Source organism: Paraflavitalea soli (assembly GCF_003555545.1).
Lineage (GTDB): Bacteria > Bacteroidota > Bacteroidia > Chitinophagales > Chitinophagaceae > Paraflavitalea > Paraflavitalea soli.
The window spans coordinates 2,322,955-2,346,947 of record NZ_CP032157.1 but is presented as its reverse complement, the minus strand read 5'-3'; the positions used below and the strand labels follow the sequence as shown (position 1 = coordinate 2,346,947).

Genomic DNA, 23,993 nt, shown 5'->3' with positions numbered 1-23,993 from the left:
TCCTTGTATGAAAGCTATTCTCGTAGACGATGAAATGGATGGGCTGCGCACTTTACAGCGCCTATTGGAAAAGCATTGCCCGCAGGTGCAGGTAGCGGGCACGGCTACCAGCGCAGCCATGGCCAAAGAGCGCATCAATGGGGTACAACCCGACCTCGTTTTCTTAGATATACAGATGCCCGGCAAATCGGGGCTCGATCTGCTGTCGGACCTGAACAGCCACTCCTTTGAAGTGATCTTCGTTACCGCGTTCAATGATTATGTGCTGCAGGCCCTGCAGTTCAGCGCCGTTGATTACCTGCTGAAGCCGGTAGACGAGGACCGGTTGATAGAGGCCGTGCAGCGGGCTGAAAAACGCCTACAGGAAGAAAAGAAAGGTGCGCAGTCGGACACCCTGCTGCACAACCTGGAAAAGGCAGGGACGCCGGCCGATATGCGGCTCTGCCTGCCCACTTTAAAAGGATTCATGATCGTTAAGTTGTCGGAGATCATTTATGGCGAAGCGGACCGGAGCTATACGGTGTTCCACATAGAAGGAGGCAAAACAGTGCTCGTGTCCAAAGCGTTGATCGAATACGAGGAACTCTTGCGGGGTACCAGCTTTTTGCGGGTCCACAAATCTTTCCTCATCAACCTGCAGCACGTACGCGAGTACCAGCGGGGAGAGGGCGGGACTGTCATCATGAGCAATAAGGCGGAGATAGAGATCAGCCGCAGGAAGAAAGAAGCTTTCCTGGATGAGGTGAGGCGGGTGTTTAAGTATTGAGTTTCTGCATACAGAGTTGGGATCTGTTCAAACTGCTGCGGTAGAACAATAGTGGAAGTTGGGCCTGGCGATGCACCTTGTACCATCAAACAACAAAGCCCCACGCAAATCAGCGCAAGATCATACAGGACTATGACGCCAGTCATTTTTAGAGGGCACCATTGCTGATACCTTTAGTGCTGATAAGCAGGATGCCGGAAGAAACATTGACCTGCCAGATGTACGGATCGTTCTATGGCAATCATCCTAAATAGTAAAATTATGAAGAACAGACAATTGTGCCAGAGCTGCAGTATGCCTATTGAAGATCCCGTACTGCGAGGCACTCAGAAAGACGGTTCAAAAAGCAGTGAGTATTGTAAATATTGCTACCAGGATGGAGCGTTTGTTGATCCGGCTTTGACGCTTGATGAAATGCGATCGATCGTAATTAGGAAAATGGAAGAGAACAAAATACCGGAAGATATTATAGAGGTTGCAGTAAGCAGTTTGCCACATCTAAAAAGATGGAACCAGGCTTCACTGAAACGCTGAGTCCTGTAAGTTAGAAGAATTTATAAAAAGACATCTCATGTGTACCCGTGGCGGCATATTTCTGAAATTTTACTGGGGAGCATTATTTGTCTGCTTCCTTTTTATAGGTTGTGACCAGCCGGGAGCCGTAAAGTCAATTTTAGTAAATAGTCCGGCCCGCCCAATTGTCACGGAACCAAAGGAGCATTGGGTAGACACAGTTAGCTTAGATACCATATTATACGAACAAAAATTGTTACACCTTGTCCATAACAGGCCCTCATATAACTGGCCTGTTAAAACTGCCTATCCACTGAAAGGAGCTATTTTTCCTTTTACCCGGATCGTTGCCTACTATGGCAATCTGTATTCAAAAGGAATGGGCATATTGGGCGCCCTGTCATCTGAACAGGTGCTCAAAAAATTACAGGAAGAAGTAAAAAACTGGCAGGAAGCCGATCCGGAAACCCCTGTGCGTCCTGCATTACATTATATAGCTGTTACGGCGCAGCGAAGTCCGGGAACTTCCCAAAAATACCGGCTTAGAATGCCTTTTCACCAGATCGACAAAATACTCGGAATGGCAAAGGAATTGGATGCGCTTGTATTTCTTGACATACAGCCAGGACACAGCACTTTGCAGGAAGAGATCCCGGCACTGGAAAAATATCTGCTACTGCCGCAGGTGCACCTGGGAATTGACCCGGAGTATGCTATGAAAAATGGGGAAGTACCCTGCACTACGATCGGCACAATGGATGCTACAGATATCAATTATGCCTCTGATTATCTGGCACGTCTCGTGAAAGAACATAACCTCCCCCCAAAGATACTGGTAGTGCATCGATTCACCGAGGCAATGGTCACGAATTACAGGAAAATACAAACGTGTCCGGAGGTACAAATAGTACTGAATATGGATGGATTTGGATATCCCGCTAAAAAGATTGACACGTATGATCACTGGATCGCCGGCCAGCCGGTCCAGTTTACGGGGTTTAAATTATTCTATAAACAAGATGTATTGGACAAGCGTTGGCCAATAATGATGACGCCGGCTGCTATTTTAAAGTTGTATCCGCAACCAGTGTATATCCAGTATCAATAATACAGGTAAAATAGATTCCCGGACATAAGGCAGGCTACTGCACCTAAGTACATTAACACTTATAAAGTCGAGTATATGAAAGTCATAAAGGCTATATTGTTAATATTGCTGTTAGCGGGATGTTCCAGCTCAAAGATCGTAAATAGCTGGAAGTCGGATGCCGTTGCCACGGGTAAATACAATAAGATACTGGTGGTGGGCCTTAATGGCGATGATAACACAGTCATGCGTGCAAAGATGGAAGCGCATCTTGTAGGCGACCTTAAAGCGCTTGGTTATCAGGCAGTTTCATCCTTAGAGGAATATGGCCCCCAGGCCCTTGCTACCAGGGATGAAGCAACGGTTCTGGCCAAACTAAAAAATAGTGGTGTCGATGCTGTGATCACCATTGTATTACTGGATAAGGAAAAAGAAAGACGCTATGTTCCCGGCGAAATATATTATTCTCCTTACTTCATTTACCAGCGAAGTTTCTGGGGCTATTACAATACCATGTATGGACGTATTTATTCACCGGGCTATTATACTACCAGCACCCGGTATTTCTGGGAAAGTAATCTGTATGACCTAACGAGTAAGGAATTATTGTATTCTGTGCAGACGGAATCCTTTGACCCTGCATCAATGGAAGGCCTGGCGCATGAATATGGTAGGCTGATCGTAAAGGACATCGTTAAAAAGCAGGTGTTGATCAACCAGTAAGTGATGTCCCGGGATACAGATCAATGATGATCTGTCGGTGGTGACGGTTTAACCTGGCGTAGTGAACGAAGGATCAGGCGGAAACCTGATCTATGTCACCTTCCTTTTTATTCTCCTGCTGTAGTTTTATGGTTCAATTCCCTTTCAGATGATGAGACCGGTTATCCTGTTCAGCATTGCCTGTGTGTTGGTCATAGTTTCCTGTAAACAGAAGCAGGAAAGTATACAGCCTGTCCGTGAAAATATCACTGAATCCGTTTATGCTTCGGGTATTGTAAAAAGTGATCAGCAATACCAGGTATTTGCCAAGGTAAGCGGCATTATAACAGCCCTGCTGGTAAAAGAGGGAGATCATATAACAAAAGGAACAAGTATCCTTCAATTGGAAGACACGACAGCGCGCCTCCAGGCCGCGAATGCACGGGTAGCAGCCCGGTATGGCGCCAGCACGGCCAACACCGAAAGGTTGCAGGAATTGCAGGTAGCCATTGAGCAAGCTGGCGTTCAATGCCAAAACGATTCCCTGTTGCTGGAAAGGCAAAGAAACCTTTGGGCGCAGCAGATCGGCAGCCGCAATAACCTGGAACAACGGGAGGTGGCCTATAGCAACTCCCGCAATAATTACAGGGTGGCCCAATTACGCTATACGACTTTGCAGCGGCAGATCAGGTTCCAGGAACAGCAGTCTGCCAATAACTGGCAGATAGCCAGAGCAGGCACCAGTGACTATACTGTCAAAAGTGAAGTAAATGGAAAAGTCTATACGCTCCTCAGGGAAAAAGGGGAGATGGTAACCCCGCAAACGCCGGTGGCCGTAATAGGCGATGCGGCATTGTTCCTGCTGGAACTGCAGGTAGATGAATTTGATATTGCCCGGGTGAAGCAGGGATTGAAAGTGCTGATCACCATGGATAGTTACAAAGGCCAGGTATTTGAAGGGCGGGTTTTGACTATCTATCCCTTTATGGACCAACGCACCAAAACATTCAAAGTGGAAGCGGCTTTTGTGAATGCGCCTCCGGTGTTGTATCCCAACCTCACCTGTGAAGCCAATATCATCATCCGGGAAAAACAAAACAGCCTTACCATACCGGCCTCTTTCCTGTTGCAGGGGGGGTATGTGATGCTATTAAATAAAGAGAAGCGCAAAGTAAGTACCGGAATGAAGGATTACCGGAAGATAGAGATACTGGATGGGATAACGGCCCGTGATGTGCTCATAAAACCTGCCCAATGAATTATAAATTGCTCATCAGTATAGCAGTTTCTTTATTGATAGCGCGTTGGCGGCAAACGCTTGTGGCGGCCATTGGCGTTACTTTCAGCATCACCATGTTTATTGGGCTCCTGGGTTTTATGAGTGGTCTCAATGAAATGCTGGATGGGTTGGTGATGAACAGAACGCCGCATGTGCGCCTGTACAATGAAATAAAACCCAATCCCCGCCAGGCGGTAGATCTGTTGCCTGCATACCAGCATTCCTGGAATATCATCCACTCGGTAAAGGCTACCGGCAGCCGGGAACAATTGTACAACAGCGCCGCCATCAAAGCCGCCCTGCTTGCCGACCACCGCGTTGCCGGTATAGCGCCCAAGATCACTACGCGGGCTTTTTTTAATGAAGGGAATGTGGATATTACGGCTGCTATTCAGGGCATTGAAGTACAACAGGAAAGCCGTTTGTTCCATTTCAATGATTACATCGTGGCGGGTAATGCAGATGACCTGGAGCTGGTGTCCAACAGCATTATCCTGGGCAAAGCGCTTGCTGAAATATTGTTGGTGGTGCCGGGTGATGTGGTGCAGGTAACCACTGTGAGTGGTGAGCAGTTTCCGCTGAAGGTAGTGGGATTGTTCCAGTCGGGGTTGCAGGAGTTTGACAAAGCACAAAGTTATGCGGCCTTGTCGACGGTGCAAAAGCTCATTGGCAAAACGGCGGATTACATTACCGAATTGCAGGTCACTGTTAAAGATATCCGCGAGGCGCCAGCCATGGCCAAAGAATTTGAACAGACCTTTAATACGGATGCCATCGACATTCAGACAGCCAATGCAGAGTTCGATACGGGCAGCTTCATCCGTACACTGATCTCCTATGCGGTAGGTGTAACATTATTGATCGTAGCGGGTTTTGGTATTTACAATATCCTCAACATGATGATCTATGAAAAGATGGATACGATTGCCATCCTCAAAGCTACGGGCTTTGGCGGCCGCGATGTACAAAGGATATTTCTGTTCATAGCGGTCAGTATCGGAGTGTCGGGCGGCCTGGTAGGCCTGTTGCTGGGTTTTCTCTTGTCGCTGGCTATTGACCAGGTGCCTTTCAATACCACCTCGCTGCCTACCATTACTACATACCCCGTGAGCTATGATGTAATATTATACCTGATTGCCGGTGCTTTTTCACTACTCACTACTTTCCTGGCCGGATGGTTGCCAGCGCGGAAGGCCAGCAAGATCGATCCGGTAATTATTATCAGGGGGAAATAATGGAGAGAAACAATGATGGAAACGATCCTGGAAGCAAGACATATCAATAAATCCTTCATCAATGCGATGAGCATACAGGTATTGACGGATATCAGTTTTGAAGTATCCAAAGGCGAGTTCGTGGCTGTAACGGGCAAGTCGGGCTGTGGCAAATCCACCCTATTATATATTCTCTCTACTATGGATACTGATTATGAAGGGGAGCTTTATATTGACAGGCAATCAATGAAGGGGCAAACAGAAGCCGCACTGGCGCATATCAGGAACGAAAAGATCGGATTTGTATTCCAGTTCCACTACCTGTTGCATGAATTTTCCGTATTGAAAAATGTGATGTTGCCCGGTCTGAAACTTAACCGGTATAAGGCGGGGGAAGTAGAACACCGGGCAATGGAAAGGCTCAAGATGCTGGATATAGATAAGCTGGCGCTTAAGAAGGCCAACCAGTTATCGGGCGGTGAAAAACAGCGGGTAGCCATTGCCCGGGCGCTGATCAATGATCCACATATTATCATGGGAGATGAGCCTACCGGCAATCTAGACAAGCGGAACAGTGAGATAGTGTTTGATATCTTTAAGCAGTTGGCGGAAGAGCATCACCAGACCTTGCTGATCGTAACCCACGATCCCGGATTTGCTCAGAGGACTCACCGGATCATAGCCATGGAGGATGGGAGGATCGTGCAGGATCAATAATAAATCACCTGGGTACCAAGGTAAATGGAAAAGATATTCGGGCGGTTAACGCTAAGTAAGAACGAGTGTCATACAGGGACATGAGTTATGTCACGCGCAGGCAGGTCTGTGGTCATCGGGTTACAAAGGGCATCTGGTTAGTTTTGTTGGGTAAAGCAATCATAAACGAAAAAAATAATTGTATGAAAACACTGATAGTAGCTACCGATTTTTCGGCGATAGCGCGAAATGCTACACAATATGCCATGGAAATGGCCCGGGCTATTGAGGCCAGCGTGCACCTGCTGCACGTGTACCAGTTACCGGCTAATTATGGCATGCTCGATATTCCGATAAGCATGCCCGATTGGGAGCAGGGAACAGAAGACCTGATGGACGGGCTAAAAAAGCAATTGGAACAGGATAACGGTGGCCAGGTATCGGTAAGTACGGAGGTAAGGATGGGGGACTTTGTGCTTGAGCTGACAACTGTATGTGATCGCCTGCAACCTTATGCCGTGATCATGGGCTGTAAAGGATCTACTGCAGTCGAGCGTGTTTTTTTAGGCACGCATGCCATTCAGGCTATGAAGCACCTGGTATGGCCTGTGATCACAGTGCCGTTGGAAGCAAAGTTCAATGTTATCAGGAAGATAGGACTGGCCTGTGATCTGGCAGAACCGGAAATGACTGTTCCCCTTGATAGTATCATCCGGCTGGTTACTGATTTTAAGGCAACACTGCATGTGATCAATACCCATAACGAACAGTCTTACGATCCACAGTTGGTATCTGCATCCGGCTGGCTTGGTGCGAAGCTAAAAGATGTACAGCACAAATTTCATTTCATTAAGGGAGATACTGAAGCCGCGATCCTCCATTTTGCTCAATCGAACAATATGGACCTTCTGATAGTATTGCCGCGGCAGCATAGTTTTTGGGATACCCTCATTTATAAAAGCCATACCAAGCAATTCGTATTGAAAAGCCATATTCCCCTGATGGCGTTGCATTTTCAGGGAGAAACAGCGCATCATGGTATCAAAGCTTGACGGCCTGAGCCTGGTGAAATCCCTATTCCATCCAAAAAACAGGGATAAGCAACAAGTTGTTGGGGGCCTCCCGGATCCTAACAGGAGTTGATCATTGTCAGTATGCTTGCTGACACAGGTCTTAGGTGCTTGCCCCGAAGCAGGGTAGCTTGCAGGTACTATAAAATAAAAAAAACATGTCTAACCATTCAACAGCAGCCCTTGAACCAGTACTTACTATCCACAAGCGGTTAAATGAGCTAAATAGTGTTATAAGTTTTTGCCGCGATGAATTAAAGATCTATCAGCGAAGACTGGAAGAAGTAGTTTCCAAAAATACGGGTAAGGATATCCTGGCCCAGGTGGAGCATTTTCAGAATCAATTCATATTGCAAGGCGAGCAACTGGATGTGCTGGAGCACAAAGTCAACCTGAGAAGAAATGAGTTGGAAAAGCTGGGAAAGGATCCTGCTATAGGAGCGTTGCGGGTTCCTGAAGGAGGATTGGAAGATGAGCTAAAAGCTACAGAGCAAAACCATACGGAAACAAGAAAGCAGTTTTACCGCTTCCTGGCCAACGTGTATTGACCAATATGATCCCTGTTGAGTTTGGGATAAAAATTCTTAGCAGTATGTCGATACCGAAAAATATGAAGGCCATGGTATTGCAAAAGCAAGGGCAACCGCTGGAATTACGCAGGCTGCCGGTGCCTGTTCCGGGCCGGCAGCAAGTGTTGGTGAAGGTGATTGCCTGTGGCATTTGCCGTACCGATCTGCATATTGCGGATGGCGAACTTAAGGAGCCTAAACTACCACTGGTGCAGGGACATGAGATCGTCGGTGTGGTTGAGCAAACGGGTGAAGATGTTAGGCGGTTAAAGGTGGGCGATCATGTAGGCATTCCCTGGCTGGCCTACACCTGTGGTGCCTGTAAGTATTGCCTTGCCGGAAAGGAAAATCTCTGTGACCGCGCCTTGTTCACCGGCTACACCATCGATGGCGGCTTTGCGGAATATACCCTTGCGTGGGATTCGTATTGCTTCCCATTGCCGGCGCTTTATGCCAATGCTGCCGGGGCACCCTTATTATGCGCCGGTCTGATCGGACACCGGTGTTACCGTATGATCGCTCCGCAGGCCACCAGGATCGGGTTGTATGGCTTTGGTGCGGCTGCACATTTGCTTACGCAGGTAGCGGTCCATCAGCATAAACAGGTATTTGCTTTCACCAATACGGGAGATGTTACCATTCAAGCGTTTGCACGGGAATTAGGAGCGGCGTGGGCGGGTGATTCCACGCAATCACCACCGGAGCGGCTTGATGCGGCCATCCTGTTTGCACCGGTCGGGACGCTTATTCCCAAAGCCCTGGCCGATGTAGACAAGGGCGGGCAGGTGATCTGCGGCGGGATCCACATGAGTGATATACCTGCATTCCCCTACAGGCTATTGTGGGAGGAACGAAGTATCTGCTCGGTGGCCAATCTCACCCGTAAGGATGGCGATGATTATTTTTCGATGGCGCCGCAAGTGCCGGTCATTGCCGCCGTCAGGCGTTTCCCGCTTCGACAGGCCAATGAAGCGATGCAGGCCATCCGGAGCGGACTGTTGCAAGGGGCGGCCGTACTCGACCTTTCTTCCGGGCTGATAACAAGTTTTTGTACAGTCGGTTTTTAGGATCTGGCGGTTAAGGAATATACTCACGCTTTTGAGCATTGTCAGCACTACGCCTAATGCATATCATAGGCCAACCCTGGCCACAAAGGTAATTTTGAAAAAACAATTTTATGGAAAAGATACTCATGGCTTTCGATAGCGGAGACCCCGGGAGGGATATCTTATCTTTTGGGATCTATCTATCCCGTCTTACCCATTCAAAGCTCACAGGTGTATTTCTCGAAAATCAGCCAGAAGATCAACGGCCGGTAGTGAAGAATATGTACGAGGGCACCTATGTGGGATTGGAAGTGGATGAAAGATCAACTGCCTGGCAGGCAAAAATGCAAAAGATAGAAAAGGGTATAGATCAATTCAGGTCCTTTTATGCCAACCATGGTATTGGCACTGCAGTGCATCGTGACAAAGGAATGCCCGTGAAAGAATTAATGGGCGAAACAAGGTATGCCGACCTGCTGGTAGTGGACCCAGAAACCTCCTGCAGGAAGGAATTGGATAATTTGCCCACTGCATTTGTAGAAGAAATGCTGGCCAATGCCGAATGTCCGGTAGTGATAGCACCCTGTAGCTTTGAAGGTATAGAGGAAATCGTTTTCGCCTGGGACGGCAGTGAGTCGGCGGCATTCGCCATTAAACAGTTCACCTATCTGTTCCCACAATTGGGTGACAAAAAAGCTATTATCGTATATGTGAAGGATAGTGAAGAAAGGATCGTTTCGGATAAACTTAAAATGCAGGAGTGGCTGGAACATCATTATAGTGTGATCCAATGGGAAGAACTCCCCGGTGAAGTGGACACGGCTTTATTCGGCTACCTGCTAAAAAAGAGAAAAGTGTTCATCGTATTTGGTGCTTACGGTAGGAATGCTGTATCCCGTTTCTTCCGCCATAGCCATGCAGAGAAAGTGATCAAAACGGTAACGCAACCCCTTTTTATCACGCACCGCTGACACTTAACTCTATGCTATGGCTCTACCAGTTAAAACCAGGCAGTTCCTGGAAGAAGCCGGCAGCATGTCGGCTTTTGCCGGTCGTTTTTTTACCACGGTATTCAAGCCTCGTTTTGAGATGGGTGAATTCTTCCGGCAATGCTTCATTATAGGCTACAGGTCGCTTCCTTTAATAGCCCTCACTGCTTTTATCATGGGCCTGGTGCTAACCATGCAATTACGCCCATCTATGATCGAATACGGCGTGGCCTCGCAGCTGCCTGCTATGGTAGGCATTGCGATCGTTCGGGAGATTGGCCCGGTGATCACAGCGCTCATCTTTGCCGGCAAAATTGGCAGCAGCATTGGCGCCGAACTGGGATCTATGAAAGTGACGGAACAGATCGACGCCATGGAAGTATCCGGGACCAATCCTTTCAAATACCTGGTAGTGACCAGGGTGCTGGCCGCTATGCTGATGTTGCCGGTACTGGTGATGCTCGGTGATGCAGTGTCTTTATACGGTTCCTGGCTGGGTGTCAACATCAAGGGCGCCACCAGCTTTTCTTTGTTCTTCACCCAGGTATTCGATAACCTGGAATTCAGTGATGTGCTGCCGGCCTTCACAAAATCTTTTTTCTTTGGGTTGGCCGTGGGTATCATTGGTTGCTATAAAGGCTATCATTCCAATAAAGGAACGGAAGGAGTAGGGCGTTCAGCCAATTCGGCCGTAGTAGTAGCCTCGGTTATTATTTTCCTCATAGACCTGCTGGCTGTACAGGTTACCGATGCACTCGGTCTAAACTAACCGTCATGTGGCAACAGCAAACAAGCATAGCCGGAAAAACACAGCCAACAAAGAATGTGGTGATGACCATCCATGGCCTTAATAAATCCTTTGGCAATAACCAGGTGTTGAAAGACCTCAGCCTTACGCTGGATAAAGGTGAAAACCTGGTGGTGCTGGGCAAATCCGGATCAGGCAAATCGGTATTGATCAAATGTATTATTGGATTACTGGAACCCGACAGTGGATCTATAGAAGTACTTGGCGAAGACATTACCATGCTGGACCACGAAGCGCTGGACAAACTCAGGGCCAAAATTGGTTTTCTTTTTCAAAGCAATGCTTTGTATGATTCCATGACAGTACGGGAGAACCTGGAATTTCCGTTGCGCAGGCACTGGATCCAGGTCACACAAGAGGAAGTAAATGGCATGGTGCAGGAAGCCCTGGAAGATGTAGGGCTTGCCCATACTATGGATATGATGCCGGCAGAATTGTCGGGGGGTATGCAAAAACGGATTGCGCTCGCCCGTACGCTGATCCTGAAACCGGAGATCATTTTGTATGATGAACCTACGGCCGGTCTGGATCCGATTACGGGCAGGGAGATCATTGACCTCATCATGCACATCCGCGAAAAATATGGCGCTTCGGCGCTGATCATTTCGCATGATATGAATTGCGTACGTCTTACCTCGGACCGGGTAATAGTGCTGTTCGATGGCAGGCCATACGCTGAAGGAACCTTCCAAACACTGGCAGGGGCGACGGACCCACAGGTTAAACAATTTTTTCAATGAGCAACCATGGCAAAGCAATCTGTAAATCATATTAAGCTTGGGCTATTTGTATTGGCAGGGATATTATTCCTCATCATTATGCTGTACCTGATCGGGAAAAACCAGGACCTTTTTAGTTCCACTTTTGTACTTAAAACACGTTATGGGAATGTGCAGGGACTGGTGCCTGGCAATAATGTGCGATATGCCGGTATTGAAGCAGGCACTGTGCGCAGGATAGCGGTACTCAACGATACGCTGGTGGAAGTAGTAATGATCGTACAAAACAAAATGAGACCCTTTATCCGAAAAAACGCGGTAACCTCTATCGGCACGGACGGACTGATGGGCAATAAAGTGATCAATATTGTGGCATCGCGGGAAGCAGCAGGCACGGTAACTGCGGGCGATGTATTGGCCAGCCAGGAAACCTTTGCTACTGATGACATATTAAGGACGCTCAACAAGACCAGCAAGGATATTGCGGTAGTAGCGGAAAATCTCAAGACCACTGTAGTCCGGATCAACAACAGTACAGCCATTTGGCAATTACTCAATGATAAGGAGGTGCCGGACGATATACGTGCTGCAGCCGCTCACGTGAAACTGGCTACCCTGCGGGCTGCAGACATGATGACTGATCTCAATAAGATGGTGTCCGACATCAAAGCGGGCAGGGGCTCGCTTGGCCGGATCGTAAATGATACAGTATTGGCAGTTAAACTGGAAGCAACCATCGACCGGATCAATGGGCTGGGGGCGGATGCCAGCCGGTTGGCCGGTATGCTGAACGAAACGGTATCGGGCCTGCGGCAGGACATGGACCACGGCAAAGGCCCCGCCAATGCCTTGCTCAAAGATTCGGCCATGGTAATCAAACTCAACAATAGCCTGGACAATATTGAAAAAGGCACGGATGGGTTCAATCAAAACATGGAAGCGCTCAAACACAATTTCCTCTTCCGTGGCTATTTCCGCAAGCTGGAAAAACAACGGCAAAAAGCCGGAAAAGCTATAGTGAAGCAAAAATAATAAACTCCAAGTGGTGGAAATATTTTGGGATCGTTCAGGGGAAGAAGCTATTCAGCAACTTTCGACATCCACCTCCGGCTTGTCACTGGAAGAGGCAGACATTCGACTGAAGGAATACGGTCCGAATTCGATGGGCTCCCGTACCAAAATGCCAGGCATTGTCCTGTTCCTGGCACAGTTCAAAAGTCCGGTCACCATATTGCTGGTGGCTGCCTCCTGTTTGTCGATCATCCTGGGCGATCTTTCAGATGCAGCCATTATCCTGTTCATCATTTTCATCAGCAGTGGCCTTGGTTACTGGCAGGAACGGGGTGCGGCCAATGCCATTAATGAGCTGCTGAAAATGGTACAGCTAAAATGCCTTTTGCTGCGTAATGGAACAGCCACTGAGCAACCGGTGGAAAGATTGGTCCCTGGCGATATTGTCATCTTGTCGGCAGGTGATATCATCCCCGGTGATTGCCTCCTATTGGAAAGTAATAGCCTCTTTATAGATGAAGCCACTTTCACAGGGGAAACCTACCCAGTTGAAAAGATGCCCTGCATTTTGCCGGCAAATACTCCATTGGCAGGAAGAACCAATGCACTGTTCATGGGTTCCTACGTAATAAGTGGAAAGGCCACTGCACTGATAGTCAAAACGGGCAGGCAAACGGAACTCGGTAAAATATCGGGCAGCCTGCGTTTGAAAAAGCCCGAAACGGACTTTGAAAAGGGGATTCGGCATTTTGGTTACCTGCTCATGGAGATCACCCTGGTGCTTGTGTTTTGCATATTTGCCATCAATATCCTGTTACACAAACCAGCGCTCGATTCATTCTTATTCTCGCTGGCGCTTGCAGTAGGTCTTACGCCGCAACTGCTGCCGGCTATAGTGAGTGTGAACCTGGCGGTAGGCGCCAGGGCCATGGCCCGAAAACGGGTGATTGTTAAACGCTTGTCTGCCATCGAAAACTTTGGCAGTATGAATATCCTTTGCTCCGACAAAACGGGCACGATCACACAAGGAAAGGTAGTAGTAAAGGATGCCTTGGACCTCGCTGGTAATCATTCCCCGAAAACTCTCCGGCTCGGCTGGCTCAATGCCAGTTTTCAGCAGGGTTTTCAGAATCCGCTCGATCAGGCTATCTGCAACAACTGGCAGGGATCGCTGGCAGGGATATGTGTGGAAGCAGAAATACCCTATGATTTTATACGCAAAAGACTTACTATACAGGTGGCAGATAAAGAAGATCATTATGCCATTACCAAAGGCGCGCTGCAGTGTGTAATTGATATTTGTAACAGGGTCGAAACAGCTGATGGGCAAATTGTAGCCCTGGCAGATCAGTTGGATGTTGTATTGGAAAAATATGAAGCATTGAGTAAGGAAGGACTGCGGGTGCTGGGGGTAGCCTACAAGCCTATGAAGCCTGGCACATTGGTATCCAGGCAAGAGGAAACGGATATGATCTTTATAGGTTTTATTACCTTATATGATCCTCCCAAAGATGGGATCGTGGAAACAATTGGTCAGTTGCGGGACGCCGGGGTGCAACTGAAATTGATTACGGGCGACAATGCGCTGGTGGCCGAAAGTCTCGCCCGGCAGATTGGTATAGCGGCACCGGTAGTACTTACGGGCGCACAACTCCGGAGCCTGAGCGACAGGGCTTTGCTCCAGCAGGTGAGTCATACGGATATTTTTGCAGCGCTTGAACCCAATCAAAAGGAGCGCATTATCGTTTTCCTGAAGAGAGCCGGACATGTGGTAGGTTTTTTAGGAGATGGCATCAACGATGCCCCTGCGCTACATGCCGCAGATGTAGGTATATCGGTGGACACTGCGGTGGATGTGGCAAGGCAGGCAGCAGACATTGTATTACTGGACCACGACCTCAATACCCTTTTGACAGGCGTTATTGAAGGACGAAAGACCTTTGCCAATACTATGAAGTACATCTTCATGGCTACCAGTGCTAATTTTGGCAACATGTTCAGCATGGCAGGGGCGTCGCTGTTCCTGGGATTTCTGCCGCTTTTACCCAAACAATTATTAATTACCAATCTGTTGACGGATTTTCCTGAAATGGCCATTGCTTATGATAGAGTAGATGCAGCGGCCCTCAGGAAACCCCTGCACTGGGACCTGGGGTTTATTAAACGGTTTATGATCGTATTTGGATTGCTCAGTTCGGTATTCGATTACCTTACCTTTTTCGTATTACTGTACCTCCTGGACATGAACGAAGCGCAATTCCAAACAGGGTGGTTTGTGGAATCCGTTATATCTGCAGCGCTCATAGTACTGGTTGTACGTACGCGGCGCTCCTTTCTTAAAAATCTGCCGGGCAAAGCCTTGTCGCTGGCCACAGGCCTCCTCGTATTGCTGGTGCCGTTTATTCCTTTCCTGCCTTTTGCCGGTTTGCTGGGGTTTACCCGTTTATCGGCGCCGGTCTATGGCTGGCTATTGCTGGTGATAGTGGCCTATATTCTATCGGCCGAAATGGTAAAGCATTTGTTTTACCGGAAAAAAGTTCCCTTCTTACATCGTCCATCATCCGCCTGATCACAATCAGCCGGCTTCTTAACAGCTGTCATAGCTGACACTCTCTGCCCGGTGTACCTTCCCTTTATAAAATAGAGGACATGAAAAAAATAATAGTAGCCCTTGATGGCTTAAAACCGGCAAAGTCTGCCGTTCAATATGCAGTAGCTATTGCCGCCCGGCAACACGCCCACCTCGTTGGTGTATTCCTCGATGATCTCACCTATCATAGTTATAAGATCTATGAATTGACAGGGCCTGAAGGCGTGGCGGAAGAGAAAAGATCGATACTGGAGGAGGGTGATATCGAAAAAAGAGCATCAGCAGTAGAACAATTTAAAGCAGCCTGCGACAATGCTTCGATCAATTACTCGGTTCACCACGATCGTAATATTGCGCTGCAGGAATTATTGCACGAAAGTATTTATGCCGACCTGCTGATCATTCAAGTCCACGAAACACTCACTCATTATGAAGAAGAACTTCCTACCCGGTTTGTACGTGAACTGCTGGAAGGGGTACAATGTCCTGTACTCGTGGTGCCTGAGCAGTACAAGCCGGTCCAAAAGGTAAGTATTCTGTATGATGGGGAACCTTCTTCTGTTTTCGCTACCAGGATGTATTGTTATGTATTGGGCGACCTCCTCATAGAAGAAACGGAGGTGGTAACAGTCAGCAAGCCTGGTCATTCCTCTCATGTGCCCGACAACAGGTTGATGAAAGAATTTATGAAACGTCATTTGCCGGATGCTAGGTATACTGTGTTGAAAGGCGATCCTGAAACAGAAATACTGCGGCACCTGCGTACTTACGGCGGCAACAATTTACTGGTATTAGGCGCTTACCGTCGCGGCATGGTCTCAAGGTGGTTCAGGCCCAGCATGGCCGATCTGCTCATGAAAGAAGTAAAAATGCCTTTGTTCATCGCACACAACAAATAAACATGAAATACAGGTGGCATTTGTCTGTTACCGTTTTATCGCTGTTGGCGGCCGTCGCAGGTTGTAGCAGGAATACTACTCATGGCCTGGGGTTGGATGTCATGAGGGGCAGCAAAGATACTGCCCGGCATCCTTCTGCCAGGATCGAAAGGACTGTATTGCCACCGATGAAAATAGTGAGCATCACTTTTGAGGTCGAAAGGGTAGAAGATATCGGCATGTTCCTGAATGCTGCGTATATCGATCTTTGCGCCTTTATCAATAAGCACCGCCTGCCATCGAATAGAACGATGGCATTTTATTATACTTATATTAGTCCTTTTGTGGCAGAAGCCGCCATAGAAGTGGACAGTATTCCTCCTGTATTGGACAGCACGGTCCATACCCGGGTGTTGGAAGGGGGAGAAGCCCTGGTGGTCCATTACAAAGGCCCCTACGAAAATGCTGCTCTCGCTTATCATGCCATGAATAAGTGGCTAATAGATAATCATAAAGAACCAAGGGGAATGCCGTTTGAAGTTTATCTTAATGATCCCATTACAATTAAGGACAAGAATAAACTGCTTACGGATATTTACCAGTTTATTCAATAGGTGGCGCCCCGTACAATTGCTCATAGTACTCCTTTGCCAGCCGGTTGCTGTCAAAAGCAGGCGCTATAGTAGCCATGGCTTGTTTAATAATGGATAGCCAACTTGCGGGATAATCGTAATACATAGGGATCACTTCTTTTTCGAGTATTTCATACAAGCTATGGGCATCGGTCTCATCCTGCAGGTGTTCCGGCATGCTGGTATCGCAGGGGGGGATAACAAATGAATTCACCTTGTCTACCGCAAACTCGGGGAACCAGCCATCAGGCAATGATACATTCATGGCGCCGTTCATGGCGGCGCTCATGCCACTGGTGCCGGATGCCTCATGGCCTACACGTGGTGTGTTGAGCCATACATCGGCGCCCCGTTTTAATATCTTTGACAACTTTAATTCATATCCCGTAAGAATGGCACAATTGGGGTATTGTTTGCAAACATGTACGATCTGGTCAAACAGGGCGATGGCACTGTAATCCATGGGATAGGGTTTCCCCGCCCAGATAATTTGCACGGGCCGCCCGGGGTTGGTCACCAACCGGTGAAAGCGCTCCCTGTCCTGCAATAACAAACCTGCTCTTTTATACCCCGCAAACCGTTTTGCAAACACCAGGGTAAGCACCTTGGTATTGTAGATCTCTCCGCATTGGTCAGCTACTTCGTCAAACAAAGCTGTTTTTGCTTTCGCCTTCGCAGCCAGCAATGCCGTATCGTCTGCCGCAGCCAATGCTGCATACATTTCGGGAGCGTGCCAATACCCAAAATGCTGTGCGTTGGTAATTGACTTAATAGGACAAACGCCGGGTTGAGCCTGGTACTGCCTTTGTAAGTATTGGCTGTGCATTGTTGAAACACCGTTGGCTAAACCGGCCAGCCGGAGAGCCACCAGGGTATGGTTCAATTCATCGCCGGATGTTTGTGTGATGCCTTTTACTTCTGTGAGCGGTATATCGCAGAAGAATCCCATTTTCTCCAATAACTGGATGGCCGTTTTCCGGTTGCCGCTTTCTTCCGGGGTATGGTTGGTATAGACCAGTTTTTCCTTTAACAACCGGGTATTCTTATACTTATTATACAGGTAAAAAGCCAGGGGAAGGCCATGTGATTCGTTGAGGTGATATATATCGGGCTCCCATCCCAGTATTTCCAGGAGTTTGACGCTGCCAATACCCAGTAAAATGGAGCCGGCAATGGAGGTTTCGGGATTGGCATCGTAGAGTTTATGGGAGATGGTTCTGGATACGTAATCATTTTCCGGCAGGTCGGTGCTGAGCAGGAAAACGGGCGCTGAGCCGAAGACTTCCGGGGGCAGGTAATAAGCGGTTACCCATACATCGTGTTGTGACACGCGAATGGTGAACCGGATATCGGTTGGTTCTAAAAAGCCATAGATCTTCTCTTCAAACAGCACACCCATGGTTTGATCCTGCTGGCGTACCTGGGTGTAGTAACCATATTTCCACAGGATGCCGATCCCCACCACCGGCTGTTTAAGATTATAGGCGCTGCGCATATGCGAGCCGGCCAGGAAGCCCAGCCCGCCTGCATAGGTCTTCAACGGCTGTGCGATGGCAAATTCCATGCAGCAATAAGCCACCCGTTTTTGATAGGGCGGTACTGCTTCATACGGATGGTGAAAGGTGAAAGCCATGGTTGTTATTTTTTAGGATCTCTGTCGAGTAATACATTCAAATGTCCCAGGAAGGTGCCTGGTAAATGGTCGCTGATGATCTTAAGAATGCCGGTAAAAGGAATAAAGAGGATCATGCCGGATACACCCCACAGGATACCACCGGCAAAAATGGCTACCAGGGTGGCCCAGGTGCTTACTTTTAACTGGGATGCCACCACCCGGGGGAAAATCAGGTTCCCTTCGAGGTATTGAACAAAGGCGAAAACGGCCACCACACCCAAGGGATACCAGATGGAATCTTTAGTGATCCAGGCAACAGATATGGGCAGCAGGGCACTGATGAAAATGCCTACATAAGGAATAATTGTCATGACCGCCGTAAGCATGCCAAATAATATGGCATGGGGGATACCGAGCGCCAGTAAGCCAATGCTATTGAGTGTACCCACGATAAGGTATACGATGATCATGCCTTTGATAAAGTTGAAATAGGTATGGATCACTTCCTGCAATACTACCTGCAATTGCTCACTGTATTCAGTGCCCACAAGCCGGGCCAGGAATCGTACAAATACGGCCCTGTTATACAGGAATAAGGCGGCATATACCGGTACGAGGAACAAGGTCACAAACCCGCTCATGCCAGCCGATAAGGTCACTTTGATAAATCTGCCCATATTACTGCCCATCTGTTGAAGCGTTTGCTGCCACCATTGGTCTTGGGAAGGAGTGGAAATACCAAAAGAAGCGATCCAGGCCTGAAATTGTAGTAAGGCGGGCTTCAGTTTGGTCAGTAATGCCGGAAAGTCTTTCCAGAATACATGGAGTTGTATGAGCAATAAGGCCACCAGGGTGGCAAATAACAGAGCCACGATCAGTAATCCGGCTGTGATTGCCAGGCTACGCGGCCAGCCGTGTTGCTCCAGCCACCGGCATACGGGGTATAATACAATGGCGATCAACAATCCATAACACATAGGAATAAATAAGGTCCTCCCAAAGTATAGGATCACCAGCAGGAATACGGTAAGCTGTAGTAACCTGCTGTAAGAACGGCTTGTCAGGTGTTGAGTATCCATATAGGTAAAAATACAGGACCGTACATTTTTTTTGATTGAGCATGATCAGCGTTTCCGTTGATCCCTGTCATAGATTACCGGGTAGGCGCTGAATAACTTAGCACTATCATTTCATCTTAAAAGCATTTACAATGAAAAACAGCTCTAAAATACTCGTTGCATTGGCCATCGGCGCCGTAGCAGGCGCTATTGCAGGCATTTTATTCGCCCCCGATAAAGGAACCGAAACACGCCGTAAACTCAGCGAAGAAGGAAAGAAAATGGCGGAAGGCCTGAAGAATCAATGCTGCAAGGCCACTGATAACCTCAAAAAGGAAATGGAGGAAGCCGGTAACGGTTTCGCCTAATGTTAAATTTTAAACAAGGTATATGGAAGGACCAATGACTGGCATTCACGAACTGGCAGCCGCAGCAAAAGAATATGTGAATACGCGGGTGGATTCGATGAAATTAAAGGCCGCAGAAAAAACTTCTCTTATCATTTCCGATCTGGTGGCTGGCGCTATCGTGGCAGTAGTGTTCTTATTCGTACTGGTATTTGGCAGTATTGCCGGCGCCTTAGCCTTGTCGGCGTGGATTGGTAAACCCTGGAGCGGCTTCCTGGTAGTGGCTGTCATTTACCTGCTTGCAGGTATCATTACCTGGGGCGCTAAAGAACGGATGATCCGTATTCCGGTCATGAATAAGATCATTCATCAACTGTTTAAAAACGAGGTGGCCGATGAAGAAGATTAAAAATATACACCAACTCCAGGCAGAACAGCAAAAGTTGCTGCAAAAGCAGATCAGGCTGGAAGAGAAAATGACGCATCAATGGCAGGGGTTGAAGAACAGCAGCCAGGTATTGATGAGTACAGTATCCTGGGGCTTCTCCCTGCTCTCGGGACGTTGGCTGGCAAAAGCAGGGAAAAAATGGTTTGATCTTTTAAAAAAAAAGTTACCATGAGCACTTATATAAAACAATTAAAGGAAGTATCGATGCAGGATGTCGCTGTTGTAGGTGGAAAGAATGCTTCTCTTGGTGAAATGCTTTCGCAGCTTGCCAGGAAAGGCATCAATGTGCCTGATGGCTTTGCCACAACTGCCATTGCATTCCGTTTATTCCTTCAGCACAATAATCTGGATCAACCATTGGATGCATTGATGCGGCAACTGGACCGCCAACAGTTTACCAATCTCAAAGAGACGGGGGCTAAAGCACGGGCGCTGCTGCAGCAAGCCGAATTGCAGCCAGATCTCCGCGAAGAGATCATCCGTACTTACCATGCATTTTCCGGCAGTAAAGACCTTACAGTGGCTGTGCGCAGCAGCGCAACAGCAGAAGACCTGCCCGAAGCCAGTTTTGCGGGGCAGCATGAATCCTTTCTCAATGTAACCGGTGAAAAAGCCTTGTTGGAGGCTGTTCATCAATGTTTTGTTTCATTGTATACCGATCGTGCCATCAAATACCGGGAAGACAATGGTTTCCGGCACAACGAAGTAGCTTTGTCGGCCGGCATACAAAGAATGGTACGGGCCGACCTGGGTTGTGCCGGTGTGGCATTTACTGTGGAACCCGAGTCTGGCTTCAAGGGGGTTGTTCACCTGTCGGGTGCCTGGGGTTTGGGTGAGAACGTAGTACAGGGAACCGTTACCCCCGATGAGTTTATCATTTTTAAGGAAACGCTCAGGAAGGGTAAAAAGGCCATCATCCAAAAGACGCTGGGAGAAAAAGCCAGGACCATGGTATATGGAGAAACGGGTACAGTAAATGTAGATACGCCTTTGGATAAACGTAACCAGTATGTATTGAGTGATGCTGAAATAACGACATTGGCCAATTGGGCTTTGCTGATAGAAGATCATTATGGCAAACCAATGGATATAGAATGGGCCAAAGATGGTCATACCGGTGGTTTGTTCATTGTGCAGGCCCGCCCTGAAACGGTGCACAGCAGTAAAAATGCTTACCAGGTCACTGAATATAAATTATTGGAAACAGGTGAGCGCCTTACTACAGGTGAGGCTATTGGCAGTAAGATAGCTACCGGTATTGCCCGGATACTGCATTCGCCTAAAGATGCTGACCGGTTAAAACCGGGGGAGATCGTAGTAACTGAAATTACCAGTCCCGACTGGGACCCGGTACTCAAAAATGCGGGGGGCATCATTACTGATAAGGGAGGCCGCACCAGCCATGCTTCCATCGTTGCCCGGGAATTGGGCGTACCAGCCATTGTGGGCTGTTCTGATGCCACCCAAAAAATACAGGATGGTGATCTTGTGACTGTATCCTGTGCAGAAGGTAAAACGGGATTTGTATATAAAGGGATGCTCAAATATGAAGAGAACGCTCTTGATTTTTCCCGGATAGAAATGCCGGTATTTATAGATGTGATGATGATACTGGGTGACCCGGAAAAAGCTTTCCAGCTTTCTTTCTACCCAAGCAAAGGGGTTGGACTGATGCGTATGGAGTTTATCATTACCCATGCCATTAAGGTACATCCTATGGCGCTGGTAAAATTTAATACCCTCAAAGATGGAGCAGTAAAACAAGCCATAGAAGCGCTTACCTTCCAATATGCTGACAAGCGGGATTATTTCACCGATAAATTGTCACAGGGTATTGCCACCATTGCCGCGGCCTTCTATCCCAGGGAAGTGATCGTGCGCATGAGCGATTTCAAGACCAATGAATATGCCAATCTTCTTGGAGGAAAAGAATTTGAGCCGGAAGAAGAAAATCCGATGCTGGGTTTCCGCGGCGCTTCACGGTATTACAATGAGCGCTACCGGGAAGGCTTCGAACTCGAATGTAAAGCCATTCGCATTGTACGCGAGGAAATGGGGCTCACCAATGTAAATGTGATGATACCTTTTTGCAGAACGGTAGCCGAAGGTGAGAAAGTGTTGCAAGTGATGGATGAATGCGGACTGGCAAGAGGACGGCAAGGATTGAAAGTGTTGGTGATGGCCGAGATACCTTCGAATGTATTGCTGGCAAGTGAGTTTGCCCGCATCTTCGATGGCTTTTCCATCGGTTCCAACGATCTTACCCAACTTACGCTGGGTGTAGACCGTGATTCTGCCATCGTTTCCGACCTGTTCGATGAGCAGGATAAGGCGGCGAAGAAGATGTTCTCCATGGTGATCCGTGAAGCTAAAAAGAGCGGGGTGCATGTTGGTCTTTGCGGACAGGCGCCCAGTGACTTTCCTGCTTTTACTCAATTTCTGGCCGAACAAAGCATCGATAGCATTTCTTTTAATCCCGACGCATTGCTGAAAGGGATCGAGAATATTAACCAGGCAGAGAAGATCATCAGTGAAAGTTACTGATATTTCAGCCCGGATCAATAACTATAATGCGGTACAGCAGGACTTTGTATAGATGTGTTTCTTATTTTTAGGGTAAGATGTCTGTACTGGTTTTTACTATCCTGCTTTTTTCAGGGGCAGCCCTCGCCGGTTTGCTGGGATCACTTACCGGCCTGGGCGGAGGGGTGGTATTGATACCGCTGCTCACCCTCGTATTCAAAGTGGATATCCATTATGCTATCGGCACTTCGCTGGTAAGTGTTATAGCCACCTCATCAGGGGCTGCCGCCGCTTACGTTAAAGAAGGTATTACCAATATCCGGTTGGGCATGTTCCTGGAAGTGGCTACTACGATTGGCGCTTTAGCAGGTGCTTTCCTTGCAACGTACATTGCTACTTCATGGATTGCCATCGTATTTGGCATCATTCTCATACTGTCTGCACTCACCGCTTTTACACACCACACAGAGAACATAAGTACGGTACAAGGTAGCAGGTTGTCCCGCCGGCTAAAACTAAACGGCAGCTTTCCCACGGAAGCAGGCATACAGCATTATTCCGTAAAGCATGTGGCCGGAGGTTTTGTAATGATGAATATTGCAGGCATTATTTCGGGGATATTGGGAATTGGTTCCGGTGCATTGAAAGTAATAGCTATGGACAGGATTATGCAAATACCCTTCAAAGTATCCACCACTACCAGCAATTTTATGATCGGTGTTACTGCTGCAGCCAGCGCCGGTATTTATCTTAAGCGAGGGTATATCGATCCGGGGCTTTCCATGCCCGTCATGTTGGGGGTACTGCTGGGCGCTTATGTGGGATCAAAAATATTGTTCAAGGCCAATACCAAAGCCCTGAAAATATTATTTGCCATTGTGGTGCTCTTTCTTGCCCTGGAAATGATCTACAACGGCATCACGCACGAACTGTAAACTATGAATAACAGTAAGCATATATCCGATAAAAATATAGAGTCTATCATGGGCAGCCTGCTGCGGTATGGCGTATTGATTGCTGCGCTTATAGTAGCGGCAGGCGCATCCATTTATCTTTGGCAGCACGGTGCGGGAAGACCTGCTTATCATGTTTTTGAAGGCGAACCCAAAAGATTGACCCAAATAGCAGCAATATGGAAGAATGCCATGGAGGGCCGGGGCAGGGCCCTTATCCAACTGGGCATCCTGGTATTGATCGCAACGCCTATCGCCAGAGTATTATTTTCCGTGGTAGGTTTTGTGCTTGAAAAGGACCTGCTCTACACCTTTATCACGCTTTTTGTATTGGCAGTAATCATCATCAGTTTATTGTAAAAGTAAGCACAGGCTTAAAATAGCGGCGTATACAGTTGTTTCGTCTTTGATATAGAGTCAAAGTTGAAGGTTAAGGAAGATAAAACGAATGACCGTAATCATACCCTGCTATGAAAAATG

25 protein-coding genes are annotated in these 23,993 nt (G+C 47.9%); 23 read left to right on the top strand and 2 right to left on the bottom strand.

Annotated features, from left to right (window positions below; all coding sequences use genetic code 11):
- Positions 1-7: 7 nt before the first annotated feature.
- From D3H65_RS08765 to D3H65_RS08685, 17 genes are all read left to right on the top strand, one after another.
- Entirely contained in the window at positions 8-766 is a 759-nt protein-coding gene (locus D3H65_RS08765; RefSeq protein WP_119049953.1) for a LytR/AlgR family response regulator transcription factor, read from the top strand.
- Between the two features lie 261 nt (positions 767-1,027).
- A complete protein-coding gene (locus D3H65_RS08760) occupies positions 1,028-1,300 on the top strand; it encodes a zinc ribbon domain-containing protein (RefSeq protein ID WP_119054438.1) in 273 nt (90 codons plus the stop codon).
- Positions 1,301-1,532: 232 nt separating this feature from the next.
- Positions 1,533-2,387 carry a hypothetical protein gene (locus tag D3H65_RS08755; RefSeq protein ID WP_211345650.1) on the top strand — a complete coding sequence of 285 codons (855 nt, stop codon included), beginning with the start codon at positions 1,533-1,535 and terminating at the stop codon, positions 2,385-2,387.
- Between the two features lie 75 nt (positions 2,388-2,462).
- A complete protein-coding gene (locus tag D3H65_RS08750) occupies positions 2,463-3,089 on the top strand; it encodes a hypothetical protein (RefSeq protein ID WP_119049952.1) in 627 nt (208 codons plus the stop codon).
- Between the two features lie 148 nt (positions 3,090-3,237).
- The gene (locus D3H65_RS08745) at positions 3,238-4,326 is read left to right on the top strand and encodes an efflux RND transporter periplasmic adaptor subunit (protein ID WP_245999705.1); all 1,089 of its coding nucleotides are present in this window, start codon (positions 3,238-3,240) and stop codon (positions 4,324-4,326) included.
- Positions 4,323-5,582 (top strand): ABC transporter permease, encoded by a 1,260-nt coding sequence (locus D3H65_RS08740; RefSeq protein WP_119049950.1) that lies wholly within the window; start codon positions 4,323-4,325, stop codon positions 5,580-5,582. Before D3H65_RS08745 ends, D3H65_RS08740 begins: the two co-directional genes overlap by 4 nt.
- 12 nt (positions 5,583-5,594) lie before the next feature.
- Entirely contained in the window at positions 5,595-6,278 is a 684-nt protein-coding gene (locus D3H65_RS08735; RefSeq protein WP_119049949.1) for an ABC transporter ATP-binding protein, read from the top strand.
- A 182-nt stretch (positions 6,279-6,460) separates the two neighbouring features.
- Complete coding sequence (locus D3H65_RS08730) at positions 6,461-7,309, top strand: universal stress protein (protein WP_162915497.1); 849 nt, start codon at positions 6,461-6,463, stop codon at positions 7,307-7,309.
- 176 nt (positions 7,310-7,485) lie between these two features.
- Positions 7,486-7,875: a hypothetical protein gene (locus D3H65_RS08725; protein ID WP_119049947.1), complete on the top strand. Its 390-nt coding sequence runs from the start codon at positions 7,486-7,488 to the stop codon at positions 7,873-7,875.
- A gap of 44 nt (positions 7,876-7,919) precedes the next feature.
- The gene (locus tag D3H65_RS08720) at positions 7,920-8,963 is read left to right on the top strand and encodes a zinc-dependent alcohol dehydrogenase family protein (protein ID WP_211345649.1); all 1,044 of its coding nucleotides are present in this window, start codon (positions 7,920-7,922) and stop codon (positions 8,961-8,963) included.
- 110 nt (positions 8,964-9,073) lie between these two features.
- On the top strand, positions 9,074-9,913 hold the full coding sequence (locus tag D3H65_RS08715; protein WP_119049946.1) for a universal stress protein: 840 nt from the start codon (positions 9,074-9,076) through the stop codon (positions 9,911-9,913).
- Positions 9,914-9,929: 16 nt separating this feature from the next.
- A complete protein-coding gene (locus D3H65_RS08710; RefSeq protein WP_119049945.1) occupies positions 9,930-10,700 on the top strand; it encodes an MlaE family ABC transporter permease in 771 nt (256 codons plus the stop codon).
- Positions 10,701-10,705: 5 nt separating this feature from the next.
- Positions 10,706-11,479: an ABC transporter ATP-binding protein gene (locus D3H65_RS08705; RefSeq protein ID WP_119049944.1), complete on the top strand. Its 774-nt coding sequence runs from the start codon at positions 10,706-10,708 to the stop codon at positions 11,477-11,479.
- A gap of 6 nt (positions 11,480-11,485) precedes the next feature.
- Positions 11,486-12,490, top strand: coding sequence for an MlaD family protein (locus D3H65_RS08700; protein WP_119049943.1), 1,005 nt, complete (start codon positions 11,486-11,488; stop codon positions 12,488-12,490).
- 13 nt (positions 12,491-12,503) lie between these two features.
- Positions 12,504-15,038: a magnesium-translocating P-type ATPase gene (mgtA, locus tag D3H65_RS08695; RefSeq protein WP_245999704.1), complete on the top strand. Its 2,535-nt coding sequence runs from the start codon at positions 12,504-12,506 to the stop codon at positions 15,036-15,038.
- An 80-nt stretch (positions 15,039-15,118) separates the two neighbouring features.
- Entirely contained in the window at positions 15,119-15,958 is an 840-nt protein-coding gene (locus tag D3H65_RS08690) for a universal stress protein (RefSeq protein WP_119049941.1), read from the top strand.
- Between the two features lie 2 nt (positions 15,959-15,960).
- Positions 15,961-16,551 (top strand): GyrI-like domain-containing protein, encoded by a 591-nt coding sequence (locus D3H65_RS08685; RefSeq protein ID WP_119049940.1) that lies wholly within the window; start codon positions 15,961-15,963, stop codon positions 16,549-16,551.
- On the opposite strand, the gene glgP is transcribed toward D3H65_RS08685, so the two are convergent.
- Complete coding sequence (gene glgP, locus D3H65_RS08680) at positions 16,541-18,202, bottom strand: alpha-glucan family phosphorylase (RefSeq protein WP_119049939.1); 1,662 nt, start codon at positions 18,200-18,202, stop codon at positions 16,541-16,543. The genes D3H65_RS08685 and glgP overlap by 11 nt on opposite strands.
- A 5-nt stretch (positions 18,203-18,207) precedes the next feature.
- Positions 18,208-19,263 carry an AI-2E family transporter gene (locus D3H65_RS08675; protein ID WP_119049938.1) on the bottom strand — a complete coding sequence of 352 codons (1,056 nt, stop codon included), beginning with the start codon at positions 19,261-19,263 and terminating at the stop codon, positions 18,208-18,210.
- 131 nt (positions 19,264-19,394) lie between these two features.
- On the opposite strand from D3H65_RS08675, the gene D3H65_RS08670 reads away from it, so the two are divergent.
- The 6 genes from D3H65_RS08670 to D3H65_RS08645 all read left to right on the top strand — a co-directional run bounded on the left by D3H65_RS08670 (position 19,395) and on the right by D3H65_RS08645 (position 23,873).
- A complete protein-coding gene (locus D3H65_RS08670) occupies positions 19,395-19,610 on the top strand; it encodes a YtxH domain-containing protein (RefSeq protein ID WP_119049937.1) in 216 nt (71 codons plus the stop codon).
- 22 nt (positions 19,611-19,632) lie between these two features.
- The gene (locus D3H65_RS08665) at positions 19,633-19,998 is read left to right on the top strand and encodes a phage holin family protein (RefSeq protein ID WP_119049936.1); all 366 of its coding nucleotides are present in this window, start codon (positions 19,633-19,635) and stop codon (positions 19,996-19,998) included.
- Positions 19,985-20,209 (top strand): hypothetical protein, encoded by a 225-nt coding sequence (locus tag D3H65_RS08660; RefSeq protein WP_119049935.1) that lies wholly within the window; start codon positions 19,985-19,987, stop codon positions 20,207-20,209. Before D3H65_RS08665 ends, D3H65_RS08660 begins: the two co-directional genes overlap by 14 nt.
- Positions 20,206-22,581 carry a phosphoenolpyruvate synthase gene (gene ppsA / locus D3H65_RS08655; RefSeq protein WP_119049934.1) on the top strand — a complete coding sequence of 792 codons (2,376 nt, stop codon included), beginning with the start codon at positions 20,206-20,208 and terminating at the stop codon, positions 22,579-22,581. Before D3H65_RS08660 ends, ppsA begins: the two co-directional genes overlap by 4 nt.
- Before the next feature lie 77 nt (positions 22,582-22,658).
- Complete coding sequence (locus D3H65_RS08650) at positions 22,659-23,495, top strand: sulfite exporter TauE/SafE family protein (RefSeq protein ID WP_119049933.1); 837 nt, start codon at positions 22,659-22,661, stop codon at positions 23,493-23,495.
- A 3-nt stretch (positions 23,496-23,498) separates the two neighbouring features.
- Positions 23,499-23,873 carry a DUF1634 domain-containing protein gene (locus D3H65_RS08645; RefSeq protein WP_119049932.1) on the top strand — a complete coding sequence of 125 codons (375 nt, stop codon included), beginning with the start codon at positions 23,499-23,501 and terminating at the stop codon, positions 23,871-23,873.
- The last annotated feature ends 120 nt before the right edge of the window (positions 23,874-23,993 follow it).